The following is a 20250-nucleotide window of genomic DNA, read 5'->3' as shown; positions in this document are numbered from 1 at the left end:
CGAACCAGAACACACGAACAGGGGATCGGGTGTTCGCTGGAACGTGTGATCGTTTCGCTGTTCGTTGCTCAACTCCCCTGCGGCGGATGATGATTACAGGGCGCAAGCGACGGGCTGCAGACCGCGACTGCGCAGTCCCACAGATGCACCATGTACAAGGAGAAACACCGGATGAACCTCATCACCAACCTGCTGGCCGGCATCGTCCACTTCGTGGGTTGGCTCGTCTGACCATTGCTCCGCACGGCGCCGTCGCTCCCCGTCCCACGGGAGCGGCGGCGTCGCCGCATGTACGGCCTCGGCAGGGGGCACGCCCATCCCCGCCGAATCAGCTCGGTGCGGGGGCCAGTTGGCTGTCGCGCCGGACCAGGGCGGCATAGCGGCCGTCCTGTTGGAGGAGTTCGTCATGGCTGCCGCGCTCGGCGGTTCGCCCCCCGTCCAGGACAACGATCTGGTCGGCGTCGCGGACGGTGGAGAGCCGGTGCGCGATGGTGATGGTGGTGCGTCCCGCGGAGAGCGCGTCGATCGCCTCCTGCACGGCGAATTCCGTACGGGTGTCGAGGGCGCTCGTCGCCTCGTCGAGCACCAGGACGGGTGGGTCGCGCAGGATCGTACGGGCGATGGCAAGGCGCTGTTTCTCGCCGCCCGAGAAGCGGTAGCCGCGTTCACCGACCAGGGTGTCGTAGCCGTCGGGCAGTGAGGCGATGTGGTCGTGGATCTGCGCCGCACGGGCGGCTGCCTCGATCTCGGCGTCGGTCGCATCCGGCTTGGCGAAGCGCAGGTTGTCGGCGACCGAGGCATGGAAGAGATACGTCTCCTGGGAGACCACACCCACGGCCCGCGCCAGTGTGTCGAAGTCCAGATCGCGCACATCGACACCGTCGAGCGTGACCCGGCCGCCGGTGACGTCGTAGAGCCTGGGCACCAGATAGCTGAGCGTGGACTTGCCGGACCCGGTCGGTCCGACGACCGCCAGGCTGCCGCCGGCCGGCACGGTCACATCGACGCCGCTGAGGGTCGGGCCGCTCTTCTCGTCGTAACTGAAGTCGACGTCCTCGAAGCGGACCTCGCCGCGGATCTTCTCCAGCCGGACGGGGTTCTCGGGCTCGGTGATGTCCACCTTGAGATCGAGGTACTCGAAGATCCGCTGGAAGAGCGCGAGGGACGTCTGCATCTGCACCCCGGTGGAGAGCAGGCTCACGGCGGGCCGGAAAAGACCCTGTTGGAGCGAGACGAAGGCAACAAGCGTGCCGATGGAGACGGCGGGGCCGCCGGACTGCAGGGCCATGCCCGCTGCCCAGTAGATGACGGCGGGCATGGCGGCCATGACGATGCCGATCGTCGACATCCGCCACCGCCCGGCCATGCTGGAGCGCACTTCGAGATCGACCAGCTTCTCGGACTCCTCGGCGAAGCCCTTGGTGAGGGAGTCCGCCCGGCCCATCGTCCGGCCGAGCAGAATGCCGCTGACGGAGAGCGACTCGGTGACCGTGGCCGCCATGGCGGCCATCTGCTTCTGGCGCTGGGTGGTGATCTTCCTGCGCTCACGGCCGACCCTGCGGCTGATCCAGACGAAGACCGGCAGCAGGAGGAGCGAGACGAGGGTGAGCCGCCAGTCGAGCGCCAGCATGGCGACGACCGTGGCGACGACCGCGGTGAGATTGGAGACCAGTGACGTCGCGGTGGAGGTGACGGTCGCCTGCATGCCGCCGATGTCATTGGCGATGCGGGACTGCACCTCGCCCGTGCGGGTCCTGGTGAAGAAGGCCAGCGGCATCCGCTGCAGCTGGGCGTAGACCGCGGTGCGCAGGTCGTGCATGACGCGCTGGCCGACCGTGGTGGAGATCAGGGTCTGCAGGACTCCGAAGACGCTGTTCATCACGGCGGTGAGGATCATGCCGAGGGCGAGCAGCGACAGCAGTCCCGTACGCCCCTGCGGGATGGCGGTGTCCAGGATTTCGCGCAGCAGGAACGGCGAGGCGACCGACACCAGCGACGAGGCGCCGACGAGCAGCCCGACCAGGGCGAGCCGGCCTCGGTAGGGATGGAAGAGGCGCAGGATGCGGCGCAGCTCGGCGGGCGGGCGGCTCCCGTCCCGGGGCGGGGGTGTCCAGGTGATTTCGTCGGGTTTCATGGGCTCCTTCGTCGGGCGTGCGACAACGGGACTTCAGGCTGGGGACTCAGACTGGGGACTCAGCTTGAGGACTCGGACCGGGACTCAGAACGGGGACTCAAACTTTTGAGAGCATAGCTCATTGTTACCTATACTCACAATGTACAAGGTCCTGATATTGTTCCCTGCATGGACACCTCCGACGCCGATGGCGTGCTCGCCGAGCAGTTGCTGCGGGTGACCCGCAGGCTCCAGCGGATTCAGAGCCGCCAGCTGGAGCCGATCGGCATCACTCCCGCTCAGTTCAGGCTGCTCCGCACCGTCGCGCATTACGACGGTCCGCCCCGGATGGCGGACCTCGCGCAGCGCCTGGACGTCGTCCCGCGCGCCGTGACCAGTCTGGTCGACGGCCTGGAGGCGAGCGGCCGGGTGCGCCGCGCCCCCGATCCGGACAGCCGCCGGGTGGTCCGTATCGAGATCACCGAGGAGGGCCTCGCCACCCTCCGGTCGCTGCGCGACGCGCGCCGGGCCTCCGCAGAGGAGATCCTGGCTCCATTGACCGCCGATCAGCGCGAGGTGCTCGGTGGACTGTTGTCCGCCCTGGTCAACGGAATGCCGGAGCGCCGCTGCTGAACCTGTACGGACGCACGTACGCCCGATGGGTGCTGCATGTGAGCTGTCGCCGAACCGAACCGCCGAGGAGAGACCGACATGCCACTGCTGGAGCCGAAGCCGGAAACACTCCGCCCCGGTGCGGTGCGTACTCCGTCCCTGGACCGGGTCCCCGACCGGCAGGCTCCGGGCACGCCCGAACCGCTGCGCGGCGAGCTGATCGGCCTACTGGGGCCGGAGAAGGTGCTGTGGAAGGTCTCCGACCTGGTGAAGTACGCCTCCGACGCCAGTCCCTACCGGTTCGTCCCCCAGGTCGTCGTGGTCCCGGAGGACATCGACGACATCTCGGCGATCCTGTCGTACGCGCACGGCAAGGGCCGCGAGGTCGTCTTCCGGGCGGCCGGCACCAGTCTCAACGGCCAGGCCCAGGGTGAGGACATCCTTGTCGACGTACGCCACCACTGGGCGGGCATCGAGGTCCTGGACGACGGCGCGCAGGCCCGTATCCGGCCGGGGACGACGGTCATGCGGGCCAACGCCACCCTCGCCCGGCACGGCCGGCTGCTGGGGCCGGACCCGGCCAGCGCCATCGCCTGCACGATCGGTGGAGTCGTCGCCAACAACGCCTCCGGAATGACCGCGGGAACGACCCGCAACTCGTACCGCACCGTCTCCTCGCTCACCTTCGTGCTGCCGAGCGGCACGGTCGTCGACACGGGCGACCCTGCGGCGGACGAGGACCTGGCCCATGCCGAGCCGCGGCTGTGCGAGGGGCTGCTGGCGCTGAAGGCGGAGATCGAGGCGGATGCCGGGCTCACGGCCCGGATCCGCGCCAAGTACGAGATCAAGAACACCAACGGCTACCGGCTCGACGCCTTCCTGGACGGCTCGACGCCCGTGCAGATCCTGCGCGGTCTGATGGTCGGCTCCGAGGGCACCTTCGGCTTCATCTCCGAGGTCGTGTTCGACACGCTGCCGCTGGACCGCCGCATCTCCACCGCCCTGCTGTTCTTCCCCTCCCTGACCGCCGCGGCGGCCGCCGTGCCCCGCTTCAATGAGGCGGGGGCGATCGCCGTCGAGTTGATGGACGGCAATACGCTGCGCGCGTCGGTGAGCGTCCAGGGCGTGCCCGCAGACTGGGCCGAGCTGCCCAAGGAGACCACGGCGCTGCTGGTGGAGTTCCGGGCTCCGGACGAGGCGGGCCAGGAGGCGTACGAGCGGGCGGCGGCGGCCGTCGTCGAGGAGCTCGACCTGGTCGCGCCCGTGGCCTCGGTGACCAATGAGTTCACGCGCGAAGCCAAGGTCATCTCCGGCTATTGGAAGGCCCGCAAGGCGTTCGTCGCCGCGGTCGGCGGCTCCCGGCCCTCGGGTACGACGCTGATCACGGAGGACTTCGCGGTGCCGCCCTCCCGGCTGGCCGATGCCTGCGAGGCCCTGCTCGGACTTCAGGCGGAGCACGGCTTCGACGCCGCCGTCGCCGGCCATGCGGCGCACGGCAATCTGCACTTCCTGCTCGCCTTCGACGCGGCGAAGCCGTCCGACGTCGACCGCTACGCCGCGTTCATGGACGACTTCTGCCGGCTGACGGTGGAGCGCTTCGACGGCTCCTTGAAGGCGGAGCACGCCACCGGCCGCAACATCGCCCCCTTCCTGGAGCTGGAGTGGGGCCCGAAGGCGACCGAGCTGATGTGGCGCACCAAGCAGATCATCGACCCCGACGGGGTCCTGGCGCCCCGGATCGTCCTCGACCGAGACCCGAAGGCCCATCTGCGCGGGCTGAAGACCATCCCCGAGGTCGAGCTGATCGCCGACCCCTGCATCGAGTGCGGCTTCTGCGAACCCACCTGTCCCAGCCATGATCTGACCACCTCGCCGCGCCAACGGATCGTGCTGCGCCGGGAGATGATGCGGCAGCCGGGCGGTTCACCGGTGGAGAAGCAGCTGCTCGACGCGTACGGCTATGACGCCGTCGACACCTGTGCGGGCGACTCGACCTGCAAGCTCGCCTGCCCGGTCGGCATCGACACCGGCGCCATGATGAAGGACTTCCGCCACCAGCGGCACTCGCCGCGCGAGGAGCGGATCGCGGCGCTCACCGCGAAGAACTTCAAGGCGGTGGAGGCGGCGGCACGGCTCGCGGTCGCCGCGGCCGACCGGATCGGCGACCGGATCGGTGACGGGCCGCTGGAGACGCTCACCGGGCTCGCCCGCAAGGTCGTGCGTCCCGATCTGATGCCCGAGTGGCTGCCCGAGATCCCCGGCGCCGCCGCCCGGAAGCTGCCCCGTACCGCCCGGGTCGGGGCGAGCGCCGTCTACTACCCGGCGTGTGTGAACCGTATCTTCGGCGGCCCCGAGGGCCATCGCGGCCCGTCGCTGCCGCAGGCCGTCGTCGCCGTCTCCGCCCGCGCCGGAAAGCCGGTATGGATCCCGGACGATGTCGCGGGGACCTGCTGCGCGACGATCTGGCACTCCAAGGGGTACGACGAGGGCAATGCCGTGATGGCCAACCGCATCGTGGAAGCGGCCTGGGGCTGGACAGCGGGCGGAAAGCTGCCGCTGGTCGTCGACGCATCGTCGTGCACGCTGGGCATCGCCCATGAGGTGGTGCCGTATCTCACCGACGACAACCGGGAGTTGCACCGGGAGCTGACCGTTGTCGACTCCCTGGTCTGGGCGGCAGACGAGCTGCTTCCCGAGCTGACGGTGCTCCGGAAGACAGGTTCGGCGGTCCTGCATCCGACATGTTCCATGCAGCATCTGGACGACGTGGAGCAGCTGCGTACGGTCGCGGAGGCCTGCGCGGAAGAGGTCGTGATCCCTGACGATGCCGGGTGCTGCGCCTTCGCGGGCGACCGCGGCATGCTGCACAAGGAGTTGACGGCCTCCGCGACGGCGAAGGAGGCCGCCGAGGTGAATGCGCGGGAGTACGACGCGTATCTCTCGGCCAACCGGATGTGCGAGATCGGTATGGACCGGGCCACGGGGCGGTCGTACTACTCGGTGGTGATGGAGCTGGAGCGGGCCACGCGGCCGGGGGCTGTTGTGCGGTGATCACCGGGGCCATCCGGTGACCGATTCGGCCTCGGTCGCCCGACGGTCCTGACGATGTCCTCAATCGCCGGGCAGGGCTCGCTTTCCGAGCCCGCCCGGCTTTTGCGTGTGCATAAATCTTTTCCGTGTGCACGAAAGTCCATGGTTTCGGAGCAGGAGTCCAATCCTCCCCCTTGCGCATCAGCAGCCTCAACTACCAAGGTCCTTAACGAGGTTCATCCACCAGCCGCGCACGTCAGACCCCCCTTCTGGAGGATCGATGAACGACGCAGCACAGCAGAACGACGGTACGCAGGACGGCGACGAAGGCTCCATGAGCCGCCGCTCGGTTCTATGGACGACCGCCTCAGTGGCCGGCGCCGGGCTCGGACTCGGCGGCATCGGCAGCGGCACCGCAGCAGCAGCCCCCGCCCGGAGCCCGGAGGCCGCCGTCGCGGGACAGCCGACCGCTCCCAAGCGCCAGGGGCGCACCATGGTGGGGGTGCCGTTCGACCCGCGCTCCACCGTCCGGGTCGGCATGGTCGGCCTCGGCAACCGCGGTGGCAGCATGATCGATCTCTTCCTCGCCGTCACCGGCGTACAGGTCGTCGCCGTATGCGACCCGGTCAGGGAGAAGGCCGAACGGGCGGCCGCGAAGGTGACCGCCGCCGGTCAGCCGGCGCCCGCCGTCTACACCAACGGCGAGGACGACTACGAGAATCTCTGCAAGCGCGGGGACATCGACTTCGTCTATGTGGCGACGCCCTGGGACTTCCACTTCGAGATGGCGAAGACCGCCATGCTGAACGGCAAACATGTCGGCGTGGAGTGTCCGATCGCTCTCCAGCTCGACCAGCTCTGGGAGTTGGTCGATCTCTCCGAGCGCACCGGACGCCACTGCATGCAGCTGGAGAACTGCTGTTACGGGCAGAACGAGATGCGGGTGCTGCGCATGGCGCATGCCGGTCTCTTCGGTGATCTGCTGCACGGCGCGGGCGCGTACAACCACGATCTGCGCGGCCTGATGTTCGACCCGGGGTACTACGAAGGTCCCTGGCGCCGGCTGTGGCACACCAGGCTGCGCGGCGATCTCTACCCCAACCACGGCTTCGGTCCGGTCGCCAACTACATGGACATCAACCGCGGCGACCGCGCGGTGAGCATCACCAGTGTCGGTTCCCCGTCCCTGGGGCTCGCCGAGTACCGCGAGAAGAACATGCCGGCCGGTGATCCGAGCTGGAAGGAGACCTATATCGAGAGCGACCGGACGATCAGTCTCGTCCAGACCGCCAAGGGACGGGTCATCCGGCTGGAGCACGATGTGTCCACTCCGCATCCGTACTCGCGGATCAACAGCCTCGGCGGTACGAAGGGTGTCTTCGAGGACTATCCGGCCCGTATCTACATCGAGCCCGACCACACCGACGACAACTGGGGAGACTTCGCCGAGTACGCCCAGTGGGACCACTGGCTGTGGAAGGAACACGCCAACCCGCCCGGCGGTCACGGCGGTATGGACTACATGCTGGTTTTCCGGCTGATGCAGTGCATGCGGCTCGGCCTCGTTCCCGACTTCGATGTGTACGACGCGGCGACGTGGACGTCGCCCGTGCCGCTCAGCCATCTGTCCATCAAGGCGAAGGGCGCGCCGCAGCAGATTCCGGACTTCACCCGCGGTGAGTGGAAGAAGGCCCGCTCCGGCATGGACTCGGAGAATCCGGAGAAGGCCTGACGGGCCGATACGACGGGCTGCGGGGCTCGCTCGGCTGGACCCGGGCCCCGCAGCGCCTCGCCCGCCCGTATCGCGACCATGGCGCGATATGTGCCGTTCCTGGAGAAAACCAATTGCTCCGAAGGACGTCCCGGGGCGAACCTTGCACGGTTTGAGTCATTCACCGAACAAACCGACACACACCGAACCATGGGACGTCATGCAGATTCGCGATCTTCCGTACTCGGACCCTGGCGATCCCGATGTCCGGTCAGGCCCACGCTTCCTGCTCTGGCTCGGCCGCAACCAGCTCCGCGGCCAGCTCAAGTCCATGTCCTGGGGCCTGTTGCACCAGTGCTCCCTTGCCGGGCTGCCGCCTGCCGTCGGCTTCGCCGTGCAGGCGGTCGTCGACCGTTCAGGCAGCCGGCTCGCGTGGGCGGGTGGCCTGATCGCGATCCTGGGTGTACTGATCGCGCTGGGCGACACCATGCTCCACCGGACCGCCGTCACCAACTGGATCACTGCCGCCGCGCGCGTTCAGCAGCTGCTGGCCCGTAAGACCGCGGAACTCGGCGCGGCACTGACCCGCCGGGTCGCCGCGGGCGAGGTCGTCGCGGTGTCCACCGGCGACGTCGAGAAAATCGGCTGGTTCGTCGAGGCGCTCTCCCGCTTCGCGGCCGCTGCTGCCGCCCTCGTGCTGATCTGCGTGGGGCTCATCCTCTATCTGCCGTCGCTGGGCGTCCTGGTGGCACTCGCCATGCCGCTGCTTGCCCTGGCCGTACTGCCCCTGCTCCCCCGGGCCACCCGGCGCGCCGACCTCCAGCGCGAAAAGGCGGGCAAGGCCACCGAACTGGCCTCGGACACCGTGGCCGGGCTGCGGGTACTGCGCGGGATCGGCGGCGAGGAGCTGTTCCTCGGCCGCTACCGGCGCGCCTCGCAGGAGGTCCGCAAGGCCGCGGTGCGCAGCGCGCGGATGTGGTCGCTGATCTCGGCGATCCAGGTGCTGCTGCCGGGCGTGCTGCTCATCTCGCTGGTCGTGTACGGGGCGGCCCTGGCCCGCGACGGCCGGATCGAGGTCGGTCAGCTGGTCACGGTGTACAGCGCGGCGTCGATGCTGCTGTTCCCGCTGCGCCACTTCGAGGAGATCGCGATGGCGTACTCCTTCTCGCGGCCCTCCGCCCAGCGCGCGGTCCGGGTGCTGTCGCTGCACCGTACGGACCGGCCGTCGACCGTCGACGCGACACCGACCGGCGATCTGTACGACCCGGTCACCGGGCTGATGGCCCCGGCCGGACTGTTCACCGCGGTGGTCTGCGGCGATCCTGACGAGGCGGGCCGGCTGGCCGAGCGGCTCGGCGGACACGCGCATGTAAACGCAGACGAGGACGGGAACGCGAACGGGGCGGAGGATGCGGCAGGGAACGGAACACGCGACTCCACGGACGACGCCACTACGGAGCCGAAGACCCCGTCCGTCCTGCTCGGTGGCGTACCGCTGGACGAACTCCCGCTGGACTCGGCGCGGACCGCCGTACTGGTCCAGGACAAGGACCCGGTACTGCTCTCCGGCACCCTGCGCGAGCTGCTCGACGTTCCGTCGTCCGGCCGGGTGACCGCCGAGGACGCGCTGTCCGCCGCCCACTGCGGCGATGTGCTGGACTCATTGGCGCAGGCGTCCGTCGCCACCGACGGCGACCCCATGACGACACGCATCACCGAACGCGGCCGGTCGCTCTCGGGCGGCCAGCGCCAGCGGCTCGCACTGGCCCGCTCGTTGGTGACCGACCCGGAGGCGCTGGTTCTCGACGAGCCGACCTCCGCCGTCGACTCGCACACGGAGGCCCGGGTCGCCGCCGGAATCAAGGCACTGCGCCAGGGCCGTACCACCGTGGCGTTCGCCTCGTCACCGCTGCTGCTCGACCTCGCGGACCGAGTGGTCCTGGTACACCGGGGCACGGTCGTCGCGGTCGGCGCACACCGTGAACTCCTGCACACCGACCCGCGTTACCGGGCGGTCGTGACACGCGATACGGACGACGAGATCGCGGTCCTGACCCCTCAGGACGCGATCAAGGGAATCAAGACGATCGAGGAAATCGAGGAACGGGCATGATCGGCGTCGCAGAACCGGCGTACGACCCGGCCGCACCTGAGTCGGCGACGACCCTGCCGGTCGGCACCCCCACCACCGTACGGAGCTATGTACGGGAGCTGCTGCGGCGCCACCGCAGGCCGTTCACCGTGCTCATCTCGTTCAACGCCATCGCGGTGAGCGCCTCGATCGTCGGCCCGTATCTGCTGGGCGGGCTGGTCGAGGACCTCTCCGACGGCGTCACCGACCTGCATCTGGAGCGCACCGCCGGAGTGTTCGCGCTCGCGCTGATCGTGCAGACCGTTTTCACCCGGATGATGCGCCTGCGCAGCGCGATGCTCGGTGAGGAGATGCTGGCCGATCTGCGCGAGGACTTCCTCGTACGGTCGGTCGGGCTGCCGCCGGGCGTGCTGGAGCGGGCCGGGACCGGTGATCTGCTCTCCAGGATCACCACGGACATCGACCGGCTGGCCAATGCGATGCGCGAGGCCGTGCCGCAGCTGGCGATCGGTGTGGTGTGGGCGGGGCTGCTCCTGACCGCGCTCGCCGTGACGGCTCCGCCGCTGGCACTCTCGGTCCTGATCGCCCTGCCCGTGCTGATCCTCGGCTGTCGCTGGTACTTCAAGCGGGCGCCGTCCGCGTACCGTTCGGAGGCCGCCGGATACGCGGCGGTCGCAGCGATGCTCGCGGAGACCGTGGATGCCGGACGGACGGTGGAGGCCCACCGCCTGGGCACGCGCCGGGTGGCGCTGTCGGACACACGCATCCAGCAGTGGACTGCGTGGGAACGGTACACACTGTTCCTGCGTTCCGTGCTCTTCCCTGTCATCAATGTCACCTATGTGACGATTCTCGGCGCGGTGCTGATGCTCGGCGGCTGGTTCGTCATCGAGGGCTGGCTGACCGTGGGGCAGCTGACGACGGGTGCGCTGCTGGCGCAGATGATGGTCGACCCGATCGGCCTGATCCTGCGCTGGTACGACGAGTTGCAGGTCGCGCAGGTATCGCTGGCCCGGCTGGTCGGCGTACGGGACATCGAGCCGGACGCGGGCGATGCGGAGGTCGTCCCGGACGGCCGTGATGTCCGGGCCGACGAAGTGCACTTCGGCTACCGCGCCGGGCTCGACGTCCTGCACAAGGTGTCGTTGGACGTCGCACCGGGTACGCGCCTCGCGCTGGTCGGCCCGTCCGGCGCCGGCAAGTCCACGCTGGGACGGCTGCTGGCCGGGATCTACGCCCCACGTACGGGTGAAGTCACGCTCGGTGGCGCTGAGTTGTCACGGATGAAGGCGGAGCGCGTACGTACACATGTGGCGCTGGTCAACCAGGAGCACCATGTGTTCGTCGGTTCGCTGCGGGACAACCTCCTGCTGGCCCGTACCGGCGCCGGGGACACCGAGCTGTGGGCGTCGCTCGCGGCGGTCGACGCGGACGGCTGGGCGAGGGCCCTGGAGGAGGGGCTGGACTCCGAGGTCGGCTCCGGCGGCCTGGCGCTGACACCGGCTCAGGCCCAGCAGATCGCACTGGCCCGGCTGGTCCTGGCCGATCCGCACACACTGGTGCTGGACGAGGCGACATCATTGCTGGACCCGCGGGCCGCCCGGCACCTGGAGCGCTCGCTGGCCCGGGTGCTGGATGGCCGTACGGTCGTGGCGATCGCCCACCGGCTGCACACCGCACACGACGCGGATGTGATCGCGGTGGTGGAGAGCGGCCGGATCAGTGAGCTGGGCAGCCATGACGAGCTGGTGGCGGCGGACGGTGCCTATGCGGCGCTGTGGCGGTCCTGGCACGGCTGAGGAGCTGAAGCCTGAACTTGTAGGTTCCGCGTTTCGATGGACAACGGACCCGTGAAATGGGCAACAGATGGGCAATTTCACGGGTCCTCGATCACTGACTGCGCTCAGTGACTACGGTCCTCCGCATGGTGATCAAGAGTCCAGCCCCTGTCAGCAGGAAGCACGAGTTGGCCATGACATCGATCCGGTACGACGACGTCAGTGCGTGAAGTCCCATTCCGTGATGTGCGGTTGGCGGATTTCACGTGGTCGGTACCGTGGCGAAGTTTTCGCTCCGTCCGCGGTCAGATGCATCACTCGGGACGCTCTGCATCAGCAACGATGGCTGGTCCCGTGGTCTATGAGAGCCGACTGGAGCTTGCTCGGCTGCTTTTAGCCGACATGGATCCTGCGGTACGCGGAATCTACGCCCAGCCGTGCCGTCTGACTGCCCGTGTCGGTGGACGTGTGCGTCGATATATTCCGGACTTCCTGCTGGTCATGGCCTCGGGGACAGTTCGCGTGGTCAACGTCGAACCGGCAGAGCGGCTCTCCGGTCCGGAAATCGTGGAAGCCCTGGCCCGGCCGGGGGAATTGATCGAGCGGCATGGCTGGGAGTAAGAAATCTGGTCTGGAACAGACCGCGTGCTTTTGGAGAACGTCCGCTTCCTGGCGGCATATCGCCGCCCCGGTGTGGTCGCTGAAGCCAAGATTGAGGTCTTCTCGGCAACGTGACGGTTGCGGTGCGTGACGGGGTGCGGGTGCCCGCTCGCGGCCTAGTTCTGCGGTGCCAGGGTGCGTAGGACGCAGAACTCGTTGCCCTCAAGGTCTGTCATGACCACCCAGTTTCGGTCTGAGCCCCGGCCCACATCCGTCTTGGTGGCGCCGAGGCCGAGCAATCTGGTCACCTCGTCCTCGGTGCTGCCGTCGATCGGGCTGACGTCGAGATGAAGCCGGTTCTTCACGGTCTTGCCCTCGGGCACCTGGATGAACAGCAGGGTGGGCGGCATCTGACGGGCCCGAACATCCCCGACGGTCGGCACCCAGGAGCCGATCTCGACCTTGCCCTCGCTCCGGTCGATCACCTTGAAGTCCAGGACCTCGCACCAGAAGGCCGCGAGCCTCTCCGGATCATGGCAGTCAACGGCCAACTCGGTGAACCTACTTGTCACGACTCTCCCAGATAGTGCGGACGGCGCTCAGAGTATGCCGCCCGTCCGACAGATCCGAGATCTTTCTGACTAGGGACAGGCTTGACCCAGCATCAGATACGCGTGAAGCCCCTGGTAGGAACAGGTCTGCGAAGAACAGGTTCCGGGTACCGAGGGGCTTCACGCGTTGACCAGTATCACCTGCACCGGCGTGCTCGATGTCAGCCGGGCCACTGCTGAGGCCCTCGCGAAGCTGCTGCTCGAACACCGCGAGCGTCTCGGGACCCGCAGGGGCACTCGCGCCCTGGGGCCTTTCAGGCAGAGCGTGTTGATCCTGCGCTGGTTCCTGGACGGTACCCGGCTGGCTCAACTCGCCCGCGACAACCGGATCTCCGTCCCGACGACCTACCGCTACCTCCACGAAGGGCTGACCGTGCTCGCCGACCACGCCCCAGACCTGTCCACCACCCTGGAGCGCGCGGTCGCGGCCGGCTATACACACCTCAACCTCGGCGGCACCGTCATCCGTGCCGATCGCGTCGCCGTCCCCGGCCCGAACAAGGCCGACCTGTGGTGGTCGGCAAACACAAGCACCACGGCGGCAACGTCCAGGTCATTTCCGCACCCGACGGCTGGCCGCTCGGCTGCGGACAGTAACTGGGACGCTCGATATTGGTTGGCCACCGGCCGTGCGGTTCTGCCAGGGTGGCGGCCATGACACGTGTCTTCCTGCCCGGTCTCGAGCTGGCACGACTCTTCCACGCCGAGGCCGTCACCCCCATCCTGAACACGGCGTTGGACGGGTTGCCGTATTCGGCAGCACTGATCGGCTGGGGCTCCGAAGTGCAGGGCTTCGACACCGCACGTTCAACCGACCACGCCTGGGGCCCACGGATGCAGGTGTTCCTCAGCAGCGACGGCTTCCGCGCACACGCGGATGAGCTCCGTGCACTGCTCGACCGCGAGTTGCCGGAGACGTTCCGCGGCTACCCGGTCCGCTTTCCGTTTCCCGACGATGCACCGGCCCGGCACTGGGTTGACGTCAATGACCTTCAGGGCTTCTTCACCGAGCACCTCGGCGAGGATCCGGCCGTGGGCCTGTCGGTGTCCGGCTGGCTGACGACCCCGACACAGGTGCTGCGCGAGCTGACCGGCGGAGCGGTCTTCCACGACGGACTCGGCCTGCTTGATTCCTACCGCAACGAGCTGACCTGGTATCCGGACGACGTCTGGCGCTACATCCTGGCTTGCCAGTGGATGCGTTTGTCGCAGGAGGAGCCGTTCGTCGGGCGCTGCGGTGAGGTCGGTGACGACCTGGGTTCCGCAGTAGTGACCGGCCGACAGGTGCGCGACCTGATGAAGCTGTGTCTGCTGATGAACCGGGTCTATCCGCCGTACAGCAAATGGTTGGGCACCGCGTTCGCGAAGCTCCCGTGCGCGGCAGCGCTCACGCCGCTTCTGTCAGGGGCGCTGGCGGCGCGAAGCTGGCAGGAGCGCGAGCGGCATCTTTCGCCGGCCTATGAGATCGCCGCAGGCATGCACAACGACCTGGGCCTGACCGAACCACTGGAGACAAAGGCCCGCTACTTCCACACCCGGCCGTTCCTTGTCATGGACAGCTACCGCTTCACCGACACCCTGATGGCGACAATCAACGACCCGCAGATCAGGTCGCTGCCGCCCGTTGGGGCGATCGACCAGTTCGTCGACAGCACCGACGTGACCCAATTCGCCGACCGTCGCAAGCGCTACATCACAGGTGTCGAACCGGCCACGTCACAGCTCGACAAGTAGGCAGGTGACGGCCCGCCGGACGCCATCACTGAATGTGACAGGCGGCCTGCCCGACAGGGCTCCGATTGCACACGGAGGACCGACATCCGCAGTGACTGCTTCACGCGGAATCCGGTTTTTCCGCTGGAGCCAGTGCGCACGAGAAGGTGGAACCTACAAACGTGCACGACAAAACCGGGTCAGGAGAGACGGGGCGGCGCTAGCCTGACGGGGTGTCGATTCGCTATTACCTCTACATCAGCGACGCCAAGGTCGACATGCTGCTCTCGCAGATCGACCCGTCCTTCACCGGTCGACGCACCACGGAGGCCGGCATGAGCTTGAAGCTCTTCAGTTTCAAGCGCAGCGTCGAGGCGTCCGCGCCGGACCGGGTGGCCAGGCTGGAGCGGGTGCTTGAGCACCTGCGCGAGCATGAACGGACAGGGTCGGTGGACGATCCGGGTCCCTATTTCCGCGGCACCCTGCCGATGCAGTGGGGACCGCTGCGCGGCGAGGGCGGTGGGTCGTCGGTGTACTTCGGCGGCCGAACCGCGCGGACGGTCGTCGGGCTCGGTGGAGCCGGCAGCCATGTGCTCGGCGGGAGCACTCCGCAGGATCCGGTGTTCGCGCCGTCCTCGATGCCGTCACTGCTCGCGGGTCTCGCTGCGGCTTTCGCCGCTGACGGCGTCGAGATGCCCACCGACCCGTCGGCACTGGCCTGGGTGCACTCCGCCGGACGCCTTCTGCGCGGTCCGGCGCAGTCCGTGGAATTCGTGGCCCGGCGCCTGCTGGAGGGCGCCAGTCCGTACCCCGAACTGGACCCCCGTCCGGACATGCGGGTTCTCCTGGGCAGTCCTCTGTACGTCGCCATGGCCGACTGATGGCACCGGAGAGCTGGCAGCCCGGCGAGGTGATCCTCGACCTGTACGAGGTGCTGGACGTCGTACACAGCGGCGGTATGGGCGTGGTCCACCGGGTGCGGCACCGCGGTTGGAACGTCGACCTCGCGGTGAAGACACCCCGCCCGGAACTGGTCGCCTCAGCCGGGGGCAGACGCCGGTTCGAGGCGGAGGCGGGCACCTGGGTCGGTCTCGGGCTGCACCCGCACGCGGTCAACTGCTCGTACGTCCGGACCGTCGACGGGCTGCCCCGGGTCTTCGCCGAGTGGGTCGACGGCGGCAGCCTCGCCGAGGCCGTCACCGACGGCAGGCTCTACGAGGGCGGCCCGGTCACCGCCCTGCGTCGGATCCTCGACATCGCCGTGCAGATCGCGTGGGGCCTGGACCACGCGCACACCGCCGGCCTGGTCCACCAGGACGTCAAACCCGCAAATGTGATGCTCGAACCCGACGGCACCGCCAAGGTCACCGACTTCGGCCTGGCCGGGATGCGCCCGGCCGGCGACGGGACCCCGCACGGCGCGCCTCCCGACGTCACCTTCGGCGGGATGACGCCCGCCTACTGCTCCCCCGAGCAGGCACTCGCCGCCACCGGGCGGCGGGAGATCCGGCTGACGCCCGCCACCGACGTGTGGTCGTGGGCGCTCACCGTGCTGGAGTTGTTCACCGGCCGGCGCCCCACCCGGCACGGCCAGGCCGCCGCCGAAGCGCTCGAGGAACTGATGGCGGGCGAGCCGGCCGACGCCCGGGTGCCCACCGTGCCCCCGGCGGTCGTCGGGTTGCTGCGCCAGTGCTTCGTGACCACCCCCGAGGACCGCCCGGCTCTGGGAGATCTCGCCGGCGTCCTCGGTGATCTGTACGGCGACCTCACGGGCACGCCGTTCCCCCGGAGGGCGCCGCAGGCCGTCGCGCTGCTGGCCGACGGGCTGTCCAACCAGGCGCTGTCGCTGCTCGACCTGGGGCGCGCCGAGGAGGCGGAGGCACTGTGGCGGGAGGCGATCGCAGCCGACCCCCACCATCCGATCGCCGGCTTCAACTACGGCCTGTACCTGTGGCGCAAGGGAGACAAGACCGACCTGGAGCTGGTCGCCGAATTGGAGGCCGCCCGGGACATCGGCGGGGACGCCCGGCTCGCCGGCCGCCTGCTGGGATTCGTCCACCTCGAGCGCGACGACCGGGAGCGGGCCGTCGAACTGCTGCGAGAAGCCGCACGTGAGGAGCCGGATTCGGCGGAGATCACCGAGGCTCTGGCCGAGGCGGAGCGCCGTCCGGACCTGCGGCCGGTCGTCCTGACCGGGCACGTCAACAGCGTCACCGCGGTGGCCGTGACCGCCGACGGGCGCCGGGTGCTGGCCGGCGACTACCACGGAGGCGTACGCGTGTGGGCGGCGGACAGTGGCCGCTGCCTGCACGAGCTGACCACCGATGGCGCCAATGTCGTCGCAACCGCCGTCGACGCCGAGGGCCTGACCGGCCTGGTGGTCCGCGGCCAGGCGACGTTGGAGGTGTGGGACCTCACCCGCGGCGAGCGGGTGCCGCTGCCGGACGGGATCGAAGCTGCGTCCGTCACCGCTGTCGCGCTCAGCGGTGACGGTACGGTCGCCGCCACCGGTCACGCTGACGGCACCTTGCAGTTCTGGAACCTCCGCACCGGAAAGATCCTGCGGCGGATGCGGGGCCATGAAGGGCCCGTGGACGCCATGAGCCTGAGCGTCGACGGCGCCGTCGCGCTGTCCGCCTCGTCCGACATGTCGCGAGATCAGACGGTCCGCGCCTGGGACGTCGCCGGCGGACAGTGTCATGCGGTTCTGACCGCGCCGTCGGACGAACGGGGACACGGGGCCTGGGGGGCGGTCCACTACGGCAGCGCGCTCTCGGCCGACGCGCGGCACGCGCTGCAGATCTGGGCCGAAGGACCGATGGTCCTGTGGGACTCCCGGACAAGCCGTGTCGTCGCCGAGGTACGGCACCGCCTCCGGCAGGTGCACATCAGTGCGCTCGCCCCGGGCGGCTCCCTCGCGGTCGTGGGAATCAGCGGCGTGCCGGTGCGCATGTGGGAACCGCTGACCGGCCGCTGCCTGCGCACGCTCGAATCCGAGGATCCGGACCGCGCGGACGACACGACATTCGCCCGATCCGCCGCCGTCAGTGCCGACGGCCGCACCGCCGTTCTGGGTCTGTACGAGGCGATCCGCGTGCAGCCGATGCCGTCGGTCGGCTACCGGGCCCCCTGGGCGTATGCCCGTCCCAAGGCCGCAGGGGAACTGACCGACCACGGCGAGCGGTTCCGGGACCGCATGGAGCAGGCGGTCCGGCTCGCACGCCAGGGGCGGTTCGCGCAGAGCGCAGACTGCCTGCGGGCCGCGGAGGCCGTTCCCGGCTTCGAGCGGCACCCCGAACTGCGGGACGTCTGGAGACACGTGGGCCGGCACGGGCGCCGGACGAGGCTGCGCGGCGCGTGGTCGGGTTTCGACCTCGACGGGGCCGGGCACTTCCCCGATCCGCTCACACTGGCGCTCAGCCGGTCCGGCAACTACTTCGCCACCGTCCGGCTCGGGGGACCGATCGACGTCTGGAATGCGGCCGACGGCCGACGGTTCGCCGAATTCACCTGGGATGTGGGGTCGGCGACGACCCTCCTTCTGACCGGCGACGACCAGGCGGCCGTCATCCACGACAAACACCACCGGAACGTGTCCTTGCTCGATCTCGTCGGCGACTGCGCCTACCCCCTGTCGAGCACCGGCAAGGCCGAAGCGATGGCGATGACTCCGGCGGGGGACCGGGTGCTCACCGGCGAGAGCAGCGGCGAACTGCGCTGGTGCGATCTGGCGATCGACAGGGCGCAGCGCACGGTCAATGCGCGTTGGGTCACCGTCACCTCCCATCGCCATGCTGTGGCCGCGGTCGCCATCAGCGTCGACGGCCGGTTCGCGGCGTCGAGGGCCCACACCCGCGGGGATGTGTCCGAGACCTGGTACCGCCATGAGGACGAGATCTGCCTGTGGGACCTGCAATCGGGCGAGCGGCTGTGGAATCGCACCGAGCGGCCTCCCGGACTCAGCCTGGGCTTCAGCCCTGACGGCCGAACGCTGCTGGACTACGGCGGCCACGGCCTGTGGGCCTTCGACACCCTGACGGGCCGGCAGCTCTACTCCCTGGAGGGCACCAACAACGAACACATTCTGGCGACCAGCGCCGACAGCCGGCGGGGAGTGACCGCCGACTACTCGACGCTGACCATGTTCGACCTCGCCACGGGTCGCGTCCTGCGATCGATCCCCGACGCGGGCGAGACCACGGCGCTCGCCCTCACCGGCGAGGGCCGGTTCGCCGTGACCGGCGTCCGCGGACGGCAGATCCGCGTCTGGGATCTGGACACCGGCCGCCTGCTGCGCGTTCTGGAGGGACATCGGAGCAAGGTGCACACCGTGTCCCTCAGTGAAGACGACCATCGGCTGGTGAGCGGCGACTACCACGGCACTGTCCGGGGGTGGGAGCTCAACTGGGACTTCGACTTCACGCCGCAGCCGTCACCCGGCGGGGAAGGCCGCGGGTAGCGTGCCCCCCTCGGTGTCGTTGATCGTCCGCGCCGGTTCGTCCGCCGAGGTCCACACCTTCACCCGCCGCACTACCTGCCTGGTCGGGCGCGGCGAGGAATGCGGCATCCGGCTGGCCCGGAGCGAGAAGAAGGTCTCCCGCCACCACTGCATGTTCGACGTCAATCCGCCGCACCTGCGGGTGAAGGATCTCGGCAGCCGCAACGGCACGTACGTCAACGGGAGGCCACTGAAGGGAAGCCCGGCCGCCTGGGAGCTGACCGATGGAGACGAGATCCGCCTCGGAAATGCGCTCCTGCTGGTCACTGTCACCGGCGCGAAGCCCGCGACCGTGCCCGATGCCCGCCAGGACCCCGCCGACGCCCTGCACACGCTGCTGGCCGCCGCGGAGGCGGGCGGAACCGACCTCACCGCGATCCGCGGCTACCAACTGCTCCAGGAGCTCGGCCGTGGCGGGCAGGGCGTCGTCCACCTCGCCCGCCGGGAGGAGACGGGTGAACTCCTCGCTTTGAAGACGCTGTTGGCCCATGGTTCCGTCAGCCGGGCGGCCCGCGACGGGTTCCTGCGCGAGTTCGCCTGCACGCGGGCCCTGCGGCACCGCAATGTGGTCGCCTTCCACGGTGGCGGCGTGCACGGCAGCACGTTCTACTTCACCTGCGAGTTCTGCCGTTGGGGCAGTGTCGCCGACTGGGTCGCCCGGGTCGGCGGCAGACTGAGCGTCGAGCAGGCGCTGGCGATCACCCTGCAGACGCTGCGCGGGCTGGACTACGCACACACCGCGGAGGTACCCGTACGACTCTCCGACGGGACCGTCACCGTGAGTCACGGGATGGTGCATCGCGACATCAAACCGCAGAATCTGCTGCTCACCGGCGACCGGGAGCGGATGACACTCAAGATCGCGGACTTCGGCCTGGCCAAGGCGTTCGACAGCGCCGGACTGTCCGGGCACACCCTGACCGGCGCGATGGGCGGAAGCCTGGCCTTCATGCCGCGCGGCCAGGTGATCGACTTCAAGTACGCTCGCCCGGAAGCCGATCTGTGGGCCGTGACAGCCTGCCTGTACTGGATGCTCACCGGCTCGGCCCCACGTGACTTCCCGCCCGGCGCCGACCCGGTCGCCGTCGTCCTGCGCGAGCCGCCGGTGCCGGTACGTGACCGGTTGCCCTCCCTCCCCCGGCGGCTCGCCGAGCTGATCGACTCCGGCCTCATCGACCGGCCCCGGATCACTCTGACCACCGCCTCCGACCTTCGGAGCGCTATCCGTCAGGCCATGTGAGGCGCGTCCTCCACTGCAATTGCATATGCCCACGCAGGTCAAAATCCCCTGCGTGGGCATCTGCAACTGCACACGGACTGTCACCAACCGTCATGCGCCTATGACCCTGATTGCTCACTCTCGAACGACGGCACCGGCGCGCACCGAGCGCGGATTCCGGCGTTTCCGCAAGAAACACTGCGCACGAAGCCGTGGACCCTGCATCCCGGTCGGCTGACCGGGAGGCCGTGGCCTGGCCCCCTTGAGCGCCGG

At 69.0% G+C, this 20250-nt stretch carries 12 protein-coding genes and 1 pseudogene; 11 read left to right on the top strand and 2 right to left on the bottom strand.

Features of this window, described 5'->3' with window-relative positions; genetic code table 11:
- Window positions 1-328: 328 nt before the first annotated feature.
- Complete coding sequence (locus ACGFU7_RS16520) at window positions 329-2134, bottom strand: ABC transporter ATP-binding protein (RefSeq protein ID WP_393696362.1); 1806 nt, start codon at window positions 2132-2134, stop codon at window positions 329-331.
- Between the two features lie 168 nt (window positions 2135-2302).
- Between ACGFU7_RS16520 and ACGFU7_RS16515 the strand changes: the two genes are divergently transcribed.
- The 6 genes from ACGFU7_RS16515 (at window position 2303) to ACGFU7_RS16490 (ending at window position 11957) form a co-directional block, all read left to right on the top strand.
- Complete coding sequence (locus ACGFU7_RS16515) at window positions 2303-2746, top strand: MarR family winged helix-turn-helix transcriptional regulator (RefSeq protein WP_393696360.1); 444 nt, start codon at window positions 2303-2305, stop codon at window positions 2744-2746.
- A gap of 78 nt (window positions 2747-2824) precedes the next feature.
- Entirely contained in the window at window positions 2825-5776 is a 2952-nt protein-coding gene (locus ACGFU7_RS16510; protein WP_393696358.1) for an FAD-binding and (Fe-S)-binding domain-containing protein, read from the top strand.
- A 259-nt stretch (window positions 5777-6035) separates the two neighbouring features.
- Entirely contained in the window at window positions 6036-7487 is a 1452-nt protein-coding gene (locus tag ACGFU7_RS16505; protein WP_393696356.1) for a Gfo/Idh/MocA family protein, read from the top strand.
- A 199-nt stretch (window positions 7488-7686) separates the two neighbouring features.
- Window positions 7687-9579 carry an ABC transporter transmembrane domain-containing protein gene (locus ACGFU7_RS16500; RefSeq protein WP_393696354.1) on the top strand — a complete coding sequence of 631 codons (1893 nt, stop codon included), beginning with the start codon at window positions 7687-7689 and terminating at the stop codon, window positions 9577-9579.
- On the top strand, window positions 9576-11357 hold the full coding sequence (locus ACGFU7_RS16495) for an ABC transporter ATP-binding protein (protein ID WP_393696352.1): 1782 nt from the start codon (window positions 9576-9578) through the stop codon (window positions 11355-11357). The genes ACGFU7_RS16500 and ACGFU7_RS16495 overlap by 4 nt, the downstream gene beginning before the upstream one ends.
- Window positions 11358-11558: 201 nt before the next feature.
- Complete coding sequence (locus tag ACGFU7_RS16490) at window positions 11559-11957, top strand: TnsA-like heteromeric transposase endonuclease subunit (RefSeq protein ID WP_393696350.1); 399 nt, start codon at window positions 11559-11561, stop codon at window positions 11955-11957.
- Between the two features lie 155 nt (window positions 11958-12112).
- On the opposite strand, the gene ACGFU7_RS16485 is transcribed toward ACGFU7_RS16490, so the two are convergent.
- A complete protein-coding gene (locus ACGFU7_RS16485; RefSeq protein WP_393696348.1) occupies window positions 12113-12508 on the bottom strand; it encodes a VOC family protein in 396 nt (131 codons plus the stop codon).
- Window positions 12509-12674: 166 nt separating this feature from the next.
- Here ACGFU7_RS16485 and ACGFU7_RS16480 point away from each other — a divergent pair.
- From ACGFU7_RS16480 to ACGFU7_RS16460, 5 genes and pseudogenes are all read left to right on the top strand, one after another.
- Window positions 12675-13129 (top strand): annotated as a pseudogene (locus ACGFU7_RS16480) (IS5/IS1182 family transposase); the annotation flags it as partial.
- A gap of 72 nt (window positions 13130-13201) precedes the next feature.
- Window positions 13202-14281 carry a DUF4037 domain-containing protein gene (locus ACGFU7_RS16475; protein WP_393696624.1) on the top strand — a complete coding sequence of 360 codons (1080 nt, stop codon included), beginning with the start codon at window positions 13202-13204 and terminating at the stop codon, window positions 14279-14281.
- A gap of 212 nt (window positions 14282-14493) precedes the next feature.
- On the top strand, window positions 14494-15141 hold the full coding sequence (locus ACGFU7_RS16470; RefSeq protein WP_393696346.1) for a DUF7019 family protein: 648 nt from the start codon (window positions 14494-14496) through the stop codon (window positions 15139-15141).
- Complete coding sequence (locus ACGFU7_RS16465; protein ID WP_393696344.1) at window positions 15141-18719, top strand: WD40 repeat domain-containing serine/threonine protein kinase; 3579 nt, start codon at window positions 15141-15143, stop codon at window positions 18717-18719. The genes ACGFU7_RS16470 and ACGFU7_RS16465 overlap by 1 nt, the downstream gene beginning before the upstream one ends.
- A gap of 13 nt (window positions 18720-18732) precedes the next feature.
- A complete protein-coding gene (locus ACGFU7_RS16460) occupies window positions 18733-19998 on the top strand; it encodes a protein kinase (protein ID WP_393696342.1) in 1266 nt (421 codons plus the stop codon).
- Window positions 19999-20250 lie beyond the last annotated feature (252 nt).

Source organism: Streptomyces sp. NPDC048473, assembly GCF_043200155.1.
Classification (GTDB): Bacteria; Actinomycetota; Actinomycetes; order Streptomycetales; family Streptomycetaceae; genus Streptomyces.
This window is presented reverse-complemented; position numbering and strand designations above follow the sequence as displayed.

Excerpts from the sequence above, each read along its gene's own strand:
- ACGFU7_RS16520 (WP_393696362.1), bottom strand. The coding sequence starts at position 2,134 with ATGAAACCCGACGAAATCACCTGGACACCCCCGCCCCGGGACGGGAGC.
- ACGFU7_RS16515 (WP_393696360.1), top strand. The coding sequence starts at position 2,303 with ATGGACACCTCCGACGCCGATGGCGTGCTCGCCGAGCAGTTGCTGCGG.
- ACGFU7_RS16510 (WP_393696358.1), top strand. The coding sequence starts at position 2,825 with ATGCCACTGCTGGAGCCGAAGCCGGAAACACTCCGCCCCGGTGCGGTG.
- ACGFU7_RS16505 (WP_393696356.1), top strand. The coding sequence starts at position 6,036 with ATGAACGACGCAGCACAGCAGAACGACGGTACGCAGGACGGCGACGAA.
- ACGFU7_RS16500 (WP_393696354.1), top strand. The coding sequence starts at position 7,687 with ATGCAGATTCGCGATCTTCCGTACTCGGACCCTGGCGATCCCGATGTC.
- ACGFU7_RS16495 (WP_393696352.1), top strand. The coding sequence starts at position 9,576 with ATGATCGGCGTCGCAGAACCGGCGTACGACCCGGCCGCACCTGAGTCG.
- ACGFU7_RS16475 (WP_393696624.1), top strand. The coding sequence starts at position 13,202 with ATGACACGTGTCTTCCTGCCCGGTCTCGAGCTGGCACGACTCTTCCAC.
- ACGFU7_RS16465 (WP_393696344.1), top strand. The coding sequence starts at position 15,141 with ATGGCACCGGAGAGCTGGCAGCCCGGCGAGGTGATCCTCGACCTGTAC.